Source organism: Thermanaerothrix daxensis (assembly GCF_001306145.1).
Classification (GTDB): domain Bacteria; phylum Chloroflexota; class Anaerolineae; order Anaerolineales; family Anaerolineaceae; genus Thermanaerothrix; species Thermanaerothrix daxensis.
Genome location: NZ_LGKO01000005.1, coordinates 299,898 through 311,050 on the forward strand (window position 1 = coordinate 299,898; position 11,153 = coordinate 311,050).

The window sequence follows — 11,153 nt, forward strand, 5'->3', positions numbered from 1 at the left end:
TCAAGCCTTTCTCAAGCGCAGGACCAGCGCTAACCCCTCACGCCACACCGCCATTGTGAGGCCGGTGATCGCGCTGAGCACCAGGACGAAGAAGGGAAGAATTGGGGCCTGCAACCAGAGACCCCGCAACCATGCTGCCATGGGGGTGGCAAGGAGCGCGGCCCAGAGTGCCCGCCCGCCAATGCCGGCGCGGGACCATCGGGAAGGTTGATAGAGTTCTAACGCAGGGGCAGTCAGAGCCCAGCCAACGAGCAGCGGGATGAAGGTGCTGAGCCATCGGCCCGAGAGCAGTGAGAGGCCGTGGGTGAGTTCCCCGGCTAAGGTGACCCCTAGCAGAAATACCACATCGCCGGCAACCACCCAACCCGTCAACCGAGATACACGCATGGTTGTCACGTCAGTTATCCTATCCCAAAGCGAAACCAGCGTCAAGCCAGTGACCCCATTAATGTATGTGAGAATCGGCTTTTACCGGAGAGAAGAAAAATACTTGCCGGATCGGCGGTGTATTATAATCAGCATGGATCAACGATCTCTATTTTGGAATGAGGACCAACGGGCGATACTCTCATGGTGGGTGGCCGGTTGACAAGGTAAGCAAGAGGTAAGGTTGCAGTGGAAGGTTTGCTCAACGGGATTGAACGCGCTCTGGGGTGGTTTCATCTTTTCCCGGTGGCACCGGTGGGGCTATGGTTTTACCCTTTGCTGGTCCTCATGGTGGCCCTAGAGGGACCGGTGTCCATTTTGCTGGCGGCCACAGCCGCTTCTGCAGGCTTTGTTGCGCCTGTTCCGGTTTTCCTGGCCGCTTCCCTGGGAAATTTGATTGCGGATACCCTGTGGTATGCGCTGGGCTATGCCGGCAAATTGGAGTGGTTAACCCGCTGGCCCTGGCTGGGGATCACGCCGGCGCAGGTGGAACGCTTGAAAGAAGGGGTGCGACAACATGCACTCAAGATTCTGGTGATTGCCAAATTGACCAACGGGATGATCATACCTGCTTTGATTGCCACTGGCCTGGCGCGGGTTCCTCTGCGTCGCTGGTTTGGGGCCATTTTCCTGACCAACCTGGTGATCACAGGGGCTTTTGTGGCCGCCGGTTATTTCATGGCGAACAGTCTCATGCAAATTACCCAGGGGGTACGGTATTTGGCCATTGCTTCGACACTTCTTTTCCTGATTTTGGGCATGCTTTTCCTGCCACGCCTGTTGCGCCGTCATCCGGCATTGCAAATGGACGGATCGGCCGATTCTCATGAACCCAAACCCTAGATCCATGCGTATTCTGATTGTCACGACCACTTATCCGCCCCATTTGAACGGGCAGGCCACTTTCAGCGGCAACCTTGCCAATGGGTTGGCGGCGCGGGGCCATGCGGTACGGGTGGTAGTACCGCAGCGCGGTTGGAAATTGGAAGTAGAAGAACACGGCAACCTGAGCGTGTGGCGGGTGCCCGGTCTGCCTCTCAGTTTGCTTCGCAATGAGTTGATTTGGGTATGGCGGCTAAGCGCTCATATCCGCCAGGTGTTTGAGGAGTTTCAACCTGAAGTTGTGCATTTGCAGGATTCCTCGCCTCTGTGTCGGGCAGCGCTAAAAGAAGCCCGCCGTCGTGGTATTCCGGTTCTGGCGACTCATCACCCTGGGCCGGAAATTTGGGCGCCTTATTTCTCGTGGTTGGCACGCTACTTTCGCCCCCTGGTTGCCTGGATTGCCTGGCGCTGGATGCTCTCCTTTCTCAATTGCGTGGATGGCGTGGTGGTGCCCTCTGAGGCTGCGGCCCAGGTATTGCATGCCCAGAAGGTTCGCCCTCCGGTAGAAGTGATCTCATGTGGGGTGGATTGGCATGGTTGGCAGGCATTGCCCCCCGTGGATCGCGTGGCCGTGCGTCAGGCCTGGGGATTGCCGCCTGACCAACCTGTCTTTTTGTACGTGGGGCGATTAGATCCGGAAAAGCGGTTGCCAGTGCTGCTTGAAGCGGCGGCCCTGGTTCGTGGAAGTGCCTTTCAGGTTGTGCTGGCAGGAGAAGGGGGGCAGGAGTATCAATTGCGCCGCTGGGTAAACGCTCAGCGGCTCCAGGAGCGGGTGCGGTTTCTGGGACGGGTGCCGCGTGAAGCCATTGCGCCGTTGTTGCAGGCGGCAGACATTTTCGTCATGCCGGGCGATGTGGAATCCCTGAGCCTGGCAACTCTGGAGGCCATGGCCTGTGGGAAGCCGGTCATTGCGGCGCGGGCTATGGCGCTGCCGGAACTGGTCCGGCACGGCCTTAGCGGTCGTCTGTTTCAACCCGGCGAGGCAGGTGACCTGGCGGCTCAGATGCAGTGGATGCTGGAGCATCCCGAGGCGTGGGCGGTCATGGGGGCACATGGGCGTCAGTTGGCGCGTGCTCATGACCTGAATCGGACGTTGACGCACTATGAGGGACTCTATGAACGTATGGCCCTGCCTGCCGGGGTACCGGCTCCAACACGGCGCCCCTGGGTTCGGGGAAGAGTTGCGCGTCTTTCACCCGCGCGAGCATTGGCAGTGATACTGATTGCCCTGTCGGCGCTTTTTTTGAGCGATATGTACCGTGCTCCGGCGGCGTCGGCTTCGGGTTTGAGCCTGAGTGAATTGCGGACCACTGTGATCGAGCACTTAGGGCGCTTGTTTGAGCATCGCCTGGGCGAAGGTCGAACTACGGGCACGCCAAACTACCCCTGGCAATCTATGGAACGGCCGATCCGCGTTGCCTTGTTTACGCAGGGCGGGGGCATGGTGTGCCCTCCCTTGATCATGGATTGGCAGCCTCTACCAGCCTGGCTGGCGGAAGAAAATCCATCCGATAACGCGGTTGCCGTGGGCGCGTTGATGATCGTGGAAAGCAATTGGGATACAAAGCAATTACAAATTGCCTGGCAGCCGCAGGGGTGTCAGCAAATGCCTGTGTCCGACCCGGCCGCTGAACAATCGCTTTTGCAGTCCTATAAATCCATTGCCTGCCAGGCGGTTCCAACCCAGGAGGATTCTGAAGCCTTGCAGTGTGCGCTTCAGGTGCTGGAATCCTGGATGCACTTGGAGGTCACCCCTTAAGCGGGGGCGTAAAGGCCAGTTCACCGGCCCACCCGAACAGTTCGAGGGCTGCGCGCTCGTTCGTAATGCCTTGCATGAGCAAAAAGACCTCGGCTTGGGAGGTGTATCCCCAATCGTGGAGGACACCGGGGATGCTGCCGGTTTTATGGCAAAAGGTCACTGCATCCGGGTTGAAATTGCGTTTGAGTAGGCGATCGTCCTGGTTCAGACTGAGGACCTGATCTACCCACTGGCGCTCAATGGGGGGTAAGGCCCGTACCAGATCGAATAAACGTATGCAATCAGTGGCGCTTATCCAATTGTCTAAACCCCGCGCACGGGCTTCAAAATCCATCAACTTGCGTTGCAGTACCGTGCCCTTTAGTCCGAGGGTCGCAAAGGCCCGGTTCAAGCGCTCAATGCCCAGCCGGCGGATCACCAGGTTGGTGCATAAGTTGTCGGAGGTGGTGATCATCATGAGCAGCACATCGTGGTAGGTCAGGCAGCGCGTAGTCATTGCCCAGGCAAAACCAGCACCCTGGACCTGAGGCTCCTCGTCCAGGTTGCACCACTCGCTCCGGCTGACCTCTCCGGCGCGCTCCAGGTGCAGCCAAGCCAGCAGGATGGGGACCTTGATCAGTGAGGCAGCGGAAAAGCGATTGCAGTTGGCTTCTAGATGAGGGGGCTTCCCCTGAAACTGCAGGTAAAAGGCGTACTGGGTTCCCGAATCCCGCAGGGCATGAAGAAAGGCAGTTAAATCCAAAATGTCCTCCGTAAACGAAGGATGATGGGTTGCCTTGATTTTACTTCTTAACCTCTCCAATTGGCCTAAGGCGAGGTGAGGATGTGCTGGCACTCTGGAGCCGTTGAGAGGCTGGTATGGAAGAAATGGATCAGTTGGGGCATAAGATGGTCCAGACCAGGGGAACGCACCTGCTCATGGGTGGCGTTAGGGAGCCAGATGATGGCCTTGGGATTTTCGGCAGCAGCATAAAGCCGCACGGCTTCCTCAGGGGGAATACGGCGGTCAGCCCGACCGAAGACGAAAAGGATGGGGCGGGGGGAGAGGCGATGTACGACATCCAGAGGGCGTACCTCATCCCGTGAGAATCCCTTACGCCATTCCGAAAGGCGCATGACGTGTTCGTAAAGGGGAACCGGGAAAAAGGCCGGCCGATTAACCCGCCAGGCGTCCGCAAGGGAAGGGAAAGGTGCGGCCGCAACAACAGCGCGGAGGTTGGGTGTACGGGCGGCGCTAAGGATCAGCGCCACTGCACCGGCCGAATGACCAATGCCCCCCACGCAGGGGAGGCCACGCGTTTCGGTGAGATACTGCACGGCTGCATCTACATCCTGGCTTTCGCGAGCCCCATAGGAGAAGGCAAAACGGTTGCCCTCGCTTTCCCCGCTCCCTCGATAACTGAAAAGCAGAACGTGGAACCCGGCATCATGTAGCGGCCGGACCAGAGACAGGCCCTGGCGCTGGTCTTTGGCGGTAGCGGGTGCGTAAAGGATCGCCGGTGCGTCGGAACTAGAGGTGGGGAAAAACCATCCCCGTAGAGTCAATCCATCGGTGGTAGGAAAAGCCACCTCTTCATAGGCCAGGTTTAGATCAGAGGGTGGGTTTTTGAGACTTCGCAGGGGAGCGGTGGTGGCGATCATCTCGCCAAGCAAGGGGGCCGAAGCCAGGAAAAAGGACAAACTTGAAATTAGGCTGGTCAGTAAAAGCGTGCTTCTCAAACGGCTACCTTATGCATTGCAAAGTGTGCCTTATTGTATCTGTAAAAGAGGGGATTGAACAGGTTGTGAGGTTGTACGGAATTTGAAGCCCTCCTATGCTTTTACGGTGGGAGTTGAGGGTGATTCAATTTGACATGCCTTTATTTTGGTTGTAAAATTGATTTTGCCTTGCTTCTGGGCTTTAGTATGAATTATTCCACACCTGTTCCAGGGAACACATCCATATCAACCGAGGTCCATTCCATGACCGAATTGTTGACTGTCGAGGGCCTGGAGACCCAATTTCGTACGCGTGAAGGGATCGTCCATGCCGTCAACGGGGTTTCGTTTTCGCTGCGCGAAGGGGAGACCCTGGGCATTGTGGGGGAGAGCGGATGCGGCAAAAGTGTTACCGTTATGTCCATCTTGCGCCTGATTCCCTCGCCGCCGGGTAAGGTGGTGGCAGGGAAGGCCATCTACCAAGGCAAAGACCTGCTGAAGATGAGCGATGAAGAAATCCGCCATATCCGCGGGGCTCAGATCAGCATGGTCTTTCAGGACCCGATGACCTCGTTCAACCCGGTGTTGACCATTGGCCGGCAAGTGGCAGAACCATTGGAGATCCACATGGGGATGTCGCGCAAACAGGCGCTTGAGCGCGCCGCGGAGATGCTGGCCATGGTGGGTATTCCCCATGCCAAAGAACGCCTGAATGACTATCCCCACCAGTTTTCGGGCGGGATGCGCCAGCGTGTGATGATCGCCATGGCGCTGGTCTGCACGCCCCAAATTCTGATTGCCGATGAACCGACTACGGCATTGGATGTGACCATTCAGGCGCAGATTATTGACCTGGTTAAGCGCCTGCGCGATGAATTGGGGATGGCGATTATCTGGATCACCCACGATTTAGGCATCATTGCTGGTCTGGCTGATCGGGTGGCGGTGATGTACGGGGGATATATTATTGAAATGGCCCAGGTGGACGAGCTCTACGCCCATCCTACCCATCCCTATACAATTGGCTTGCTGGGCAGTTTGCCCCGCATGGATGAAACCGGCCATCGGCGCCTGGTTTCAATTGATGGCTTGCCGCCGGTATTGCTGGAAAAACCGAACTACTGCCCCTTTGCACCGCGGTGCAAATATGCGGTTGAGCATTGCTGGCATGAGAATCCGCCCTTGATGTCGGTCGCTCCTGAGCATCAAGTGGCATGCTGGGTGGATACTCAAACTGGGAGAGAGCGCTGATGGCCGACTCCGAAGTTCTGGTTCGTGTTGAGAATCTGGTTAAGCATTTTCCGATTACTCGTGGCATTATTATTCAGCGTCAGGTGGGGGCCGTCCATGCGGTGGACGGGTTGACCTTCGACATTTACAAGGGTGAAACCCTGGGTTTGGTGGGTGAATCGGGGTGTGGAAAATCCACTACGGGACGTACCATCCTCCAACTTTACCGCCCGACCTCGGGTAGTGTGCACTTTGAAGGGGTGGATTTGGTTAAACTCAAGGGGGAAGACCTGCGCAGGATGCGTCGGCGGATGCAGATGATCTTCCAGGACCCCTATGCCAGCCTCAATCCGCGTATGACGGTTGGTGAGATCATCGGTGAGCCACTAATTATTCACAATGTGGCGCGTGGGCGTGAGGTGCAGGAACGGGTGGAGCACTTGCTGGAATTGGTGGGGTTAAACCCAGCCTATGCCAACCGCTACCCACATGAATTCTCAGGTGGTCAGCGCCAGCGCATTGGTGTGGCGCGCGCACTGGCATTGCAGCCTTCTTTCATTGTGTGCGATGAGCCCATCTCGGCGCTGGATGTATCTATTCAGGCCCAGGTGGTCAACCTGCTGGAGGACCTACAGCAGGAATTTGGCCTGACCTATCTTTTCATCGCCCACGACCTTTCAATGGTGCGCCACATCAGCAACCGGGTGGCAGTGATGTACCTGGGGGTGATAGTGGAATTGGCCTCGCGAGATGAACTTTACAATCACCCGCTGCACCCCTATACGCAAGCCTTGCTTTCGGCGGTACCCATCCCGGATCCGGCCGTTGAGAAAAAGCGCAAGCGCATCATCCTCCAGGGCGATGTGCCCTCGCCGGTTAACCCCCCTTCGGGGTGCCGCTTCCGCACGCGTTGCCCGCTGGCGGCCGAGATTTGTAAAGAAGTAAAACCCGAGTGGCGTGAGGTGAGTTCAGGTCACTTTGTGGCCTGTCACATGGTTTGAAGCCGCGCGAGTCTTTTCTGGAAGGAGGTGATGATCGGGGCGAAGGGAAGTTCAGAGCGGTTGGTGAAAGCAGGGTGTTTAACCCATTCGAGTAAACAACCCTAGATCCTTTTCAAGGAGGAGAAAGATATGCGTACGAAATTGTTTCTGTTGATCAGTGTGCTGGTGTTGGCGAGCCTGGTTCTGGGTGCCTGCCAGCCGGCTGCACCAACCCCCGAGACGATCATTCAGACGGTTGTGGTCGAAGGCACACCCAGGGAGGTGGTGGTGACCGCGACCCCTGCGCCAGCGGCCGCGGGTCCCAAGGTTTTGCGCCTGAACATGGGGCCGGGCGACATTCCCACACTGGATCCTGCGCTGGCGACTGATACCTCATCTACCCAGATCATTGAGTTGACCTCGGTGGGCCTGACCCGTCAGGATGAGGAAACCGCCGATGTTCTGCCCGGCATGGCGGAGTCCTGGGACGTTGTCAACAATGAAGATGGTACGCAGACCATGACGTTCCACCTGGTGTCGGGCATCCCGTGGGTGCGCTGGAACGGCAAAGAAGTGGAGCAGGTGCTGGATTGCGAGGGTAATCCGCGCTATGTGACAGCCTACGATTTTGAGTATGGCATCCTGCGCACGCTCAAGCCCGAGACGGCCTCGGACTACGCCTACGTGCTGGGCTTTGCTATCAAGGGTGCGGACGCCTATAATGCGGGTGAGACCGATGATCCCACCACCGTGGCGGTGAAGGCGTTGGATGAGAAGACCCTGGAAATTACCTTCAAAGAGCAAGCGGCCTACAACGTGAACATCGCCGGTATGTGGGTGGCTCACGCCATGCCCAAGTGGCTGATCGAGGGTGATGACTGCACCGAGGCCCGTGGCGATAAGTGGACCGAGACCGGTTTCTTCCAGGGTTATGGCCCGTACACGCTGAAGGAGTGGGTGCATGACTCCTACATCACCCTGGTGAAGAACCCCTTCTGGCCGGGTCTGCCCTCCGTGCCGGTGGCCAAGATTGACGAAGTTACCTGGACCATGCTGGATGAAGTACCGGCTTTCGCCGAGTACGAGGCGGGTAACCTGGATGTGGCTGGTGTTCCGCTGGCGGATATTGACCGCGTGAAAGCCGACCCCGAACTCTCGCAGCAACTGGTGATTGGGCCCGTGATGTGCACCTACTACTACGGCTTCAACACCAAGGCAAAGTTCGTGGATGATCCGCGTGTGCGCCGTGCCCTCTCTATGGCCATTGATCGCCAGAGCCTGATTGATAACGTGCTCAAGGGCGGTCAGGAGCCGGCGCAGTGGTTCTCCCGCCCCGGTCTGACCGGTGCACCAACGCCGGAGAAGTATCCTGATCTAGGTGTCAAATTTGACCCCGAGAAGGCCAAGGCCGAACTGCAGTCCTACCTGGATGAGAAAGGTCTGACTTTAGCGGATCTGGACATCACCCTGATGTTCAACACCTCCTCGGGCCATCAGAAGATTGCCGAAGCCATCCAGCAGATGTGGAAGGAGTATCTGGGTCTGGATGTCAAACTGGCCAACCAGGAGTGGAAGGTCTACTTGAAGACCATCCGCGACCCGCAGGCCACGCCGCAGATTTGGCGCCTTGGCTGGTGCCAGGACTACCCGGATGCCAACAACTTCCTGCGCGAAGTGCCCACCAAGGGTGGCTCGGCCAACCCGGCTGAGGGCGGTGGCTTCAACTGGGAGAACCCCAAGTTTGAAGAACTCGTTGTCCAGGCTGCCCGCGAGACCGATCCACAGAAGCGCGTTGATCTCTACGCTCAGGCCGAACAGATCCTGGTCTACGAAGATGCGGTGATGATCCCGATCTACTGGTACACCCGCGTCACCGTGACCAAGCCGTACGTCCAGCGCACCTTCTCGGTGCTGGGTGGCCTTGAGCACATTGAGAAATGGGATATCACCCAGTAACGGGTTGTACTCAGGAGGGGAGGGGGGTAACCTCTCCCCTCCATCCCTTTGGGGAAGATTTGGATGTTAGGAGCGAGTGAATGGGCCGATACATTGCACGGCGTTTGATTTACCTCTTGGTGGTTCTATTTGTAGTTTCAGCCATCACTTTTGGTTTAATGCACGCCGTACCCGGAGGGCCGTTTGATCGTGAAAAGGCTTTGCCTCCGGAAATCATTGAAAATCTCAATAGGCGTTACCATTTGGATGAGCCTTTGCTAATGCAGTATGGGCGCTATCTTTACGACGTGTTCATTCCGCGTATTAGCGCCACCCCGCCCAAGGGGAGTGTGGATGACGACTTTCTCATTACGGTGAAATTGGGCAACGTGTGGTTCAAGTGGATGAATTTTGGACCCACCTATTCATCCCGTAGCCGCACGGTTAATGATATCTTTCGACAGCAGTTGCCGGTTTCGGCGCAACTGGGAATCATGGCCTTGTTGGTGGCTATTATCATTGGTATGCCACTGGGTATTTTGGCTGCCCTCAAGCAAAACACCATTTTTGATTATCTGGGGATGAGTGTGGCCATTTTTGGGGTCTCAGTGCCGGTTATTATTTTGGGCCCCATCATGATATGGATCTTTGGGGTCACCTTGAAGTGGTTCCCTCCGACCGGTTGGGGGGCAAAACCCCCATTCGTCTTGGGTATATTCCCACGTGAGTTGGGTCCGGAGTTCTTCCGTTATGCGATTATGCCTTCGGTGGCGCTGGGGCTTGGCTCTTCGGCCATTATTGCCCGCCTCACCCGCGCCAGTCTGCTCCAGACCATGCGGGAAGATTATATTCGCACGGCGCGCGCCAAAGGATTGCGCGAGTCGCTTGTCATCGTGCGCCATGCACTCAAAAACTCGCTTATTCCGGTGGTCACCATTTTGGGGCCGCTGTTTGCTGCGCTGGTCACCGGGACCTTCGTCACTGAGGTGACATTCGGAATCCCGGGGATGGGGCGTTACTTCGTCACCAGCATTACCAACCGGGATTACCCGGTGATTATGGGCACTATCTTGCTTTATGCGTTGATCCTGGTCATTGCCAACCTGGTCGTGGATATTGTATATGCTTACCTGGATCCGCGCATTCGTTATGATTGATCAAGACATCTGAGGGATCAATATGGCTCAACCTGTGACATTGGATGCTCGTGCTCACGACAAAGATGCACTTTTGACCACCAAGCGCGAAAGCCTGTGGCAAGATGCCTTGCGCCGGTTGGTGCGCAACCGGGCGGCGGTGGTGGGTGGGGTAATCATCCTTATGTTATACCTGATGGCCATTTTTGCCGATAAAATTGCCCCTTACCCCTACGAAAAGCAAACGTTGGTGGACCAAAACAAGGTACCGGCCTGGATGCTTAAAGTCTTTCCTACTATGCAGCCTTATGCCAAGATCTCGGATAAGTACCTCCTGGGGGCAGATTACGTTGGGCGCGACCTTTTCAGCCGCATTGTGTATGGGACGCGTGTATCGTTAACGGTGGCCTTGATTGGTCCGCTCATCAGCCTGATTATCGGGGTGACTTACGGTAGCATCTCGGGGTATTTCGGGGGGCGGTTGGATAACATCATGATGCGCATTGTGGATGTGCTCTACGCCTTCCCGGGTTTGCTCTTTATTATCCTCCTCATGGCCTTCTTCCGTTCGACCTTTGCCCGCCCGGAGCCCGGCACGTTCACTTATGCAGTCAGTCAATTGGATGCGCGTCTGGGGGGGATGTTGTTTATTTTCATCGGCATCGGCCTCACGGCGTGGGAAACCATGGCGCGCCTGACCCGCGGACAAGTGCTGTCTATGCGTGAGAAGGAATTCATTGAGGCTGCCCGCACCATTGGCGCAACCGATTTGCGCATCATGTTCCGTCATATTCTCCCCAACATTGTCGGTCCGCTGGTTGTAGCGGAGACCCTAGCCATTCCGGGGTATATTACTACCGAGGCGTTTCTCTCGTTCATCGGTCTGGGGGTTAACCCACCTACACCCTCCTGGGGCTCCATGATCTCCGAAGGGGCGCAGGTGATTCGGACTTACCCCAACCAGACCATTTTCCCGGCCCTCGCCTTGGCGATTACCATGTTTGCTTTCAACTTCCTGGGGGATGGCCTGCGCGATGCGCTCGATCCCCGCTTACGCGGTACCCAGTAAATATCTTTAGTCCCGCAACTCTTGCACTTTTAAATTTC

The 11,153-nt window shown here is 56.7% G+C and carries 10 protein-coding genes; 7 read left to right on the forward strand and 3 right to left on the reverse strand.

The annotated features are described in order from the left end of the window. Positions 1 to 387 carry a DUF3054 domain-containing protein gene (locus SE15_RS10055; RefSeq protein WP_054521984.1) on the reverse strand — a complete coding sequence of 129 codons (387 nt, stop codon included), beginning with the start codon at positions 385 to 387 and terminating at the stop codon, positions 1 to 3. Between the two features lie 228 nt (positions 388 to 615). On the opposite strand from SE15_RS10055, the gene SE15_RS10060 reads away from it, so the two are divergent. Further along, on the forward strand, positions 616 to 1,269 hold the full coding sequence (locus SE15_RS10060; protein ID WP_054521985.1) for a VTT domain-containing protein: 654 nt from the start codon (positions 616 to 618) through the stop codon (positions 1,267 to 1,269). Then, on the forward strand, positions 1,253 to 3,067 hold the full coding sequence (locus tag SE15_RS10065) for a glycosyltransferase (RefSeq protein WP_083461869.1): 1,815 nt from the start codon (positions 1,253 to 1,255) through the stop codon (positions 3,065 to 3,067). Before SE15_RS10060 ends, SE15_RS10065 begins: the two co-directional genes overlap by 17 nt. Here SE15_RS10065 and SE15_RS10070 read toward each other — a convergent pair. Both SE15_RS10070 and SE15_RS10075 read right to left on the reverse strand, forming a co-directional pair. Next, on the reverse strand, positions 3,057 to 3,809 hold the full coding sequence (locus SE15_RS10070) for a serine hydrolase (RefSeq protein ID WP_054521987.1): 753 nt from the start codon (positions 3,807 to 3,809) through the stop codon (positions 3,057 to 3,059). The two genes, SE15_RS10065 and SE15_RS10070, sit on opposite strands and share 11 nt — an antisense overlap. A 65-nt stretch (positions 3,810 to 3,874) precedes the next feature. Beyond that, on the reverse strand, positions 3,875 to 4,786 hold the full coding sequence (locus SE15_RS10075; protein WP_152965593.1) for an alpha/beta hydrolase: 912 nt from the start codon (positions 4,784 to 4,786) through the stop codon (positions 3,875 to 3,877). Between the two features lie 243 nt (positions 4,787 to 5,029). Between SE15_RS10075 and SE15_RS10080 the strand changes: the two genes are divergently transcribed. The 5 genes from SE15_RS10080 to SE15_RS10100 all read left to right on the forward strand — a co-directional run bounded on the left by SE15_RS10080 (position 5,030) and on the right by SE15_RS10100 (position 11,115). Further along, the gene (locus tag SE15_RS10080; RefSeq protein ID WP_054521989.1) at positions 5,030 to 6,016 is read left to right on the forward strand and encodes an ABC transporter ATP-binding protein; all 987 of its coding nucleotides are present in this window, start codon (positions 5,030 to 5,032) and stop codon (positions 6,014 to 6,016) included. After that, positions 6,016 to 6,996, forward strand: a complete 981-nt coding sequence (locus SE15_RS10085; RefSeq protein WP_054521990.1) for an ABC transporter ATP-binding protein — start codon at positions 6,016 to 6,018, stop codon at positions 6,994 to 6,996. Before SE15_RS10080 ends, SE15_RS10085 begins: the two co-directional genes overlap by 1 nt. A 129-nt stretch (positions 6,997 to 7,125) precedes the next feature. After that, positions 7,126 to 8,931, forward strand: coding sequence for a peptide ABC transporter substrate-binding protein (locus SE15_RS10090; RefSeq protein WP_054521991.1), 1,806 nt, complete (start codon positions 7,126 to 7,128; stop codon positions 8,929 to 8,931). Positions 8,932 to 9,011: 80 nt separating this feature from the next. Beyond that, entirely contained in the window at positions 9,012 to 10,067 is a 1,056-nt protein-coding gene (locus tag SE15_RS10095; RefSeq protein WP_054521992.1) for an ABC transporter permease, read from the forward strand. A 22-nt stretch (positions 10,068 to 10,089) separates the two neighbouring features. Continuing rightward, positions 10,090 to 11,115 (forward strand): ABC transporter permease, encoded by a 1,026-nt coding sequence (locus tag SE15_RS10100; protein ID WP_054521993.1) that lies wholly within the window; start codon positions 10,090 to 10,092, stop codon positions 11,113 to 11,115. Positions 11,116 to 11,153 lie beyond the last annotated feature (38 nt).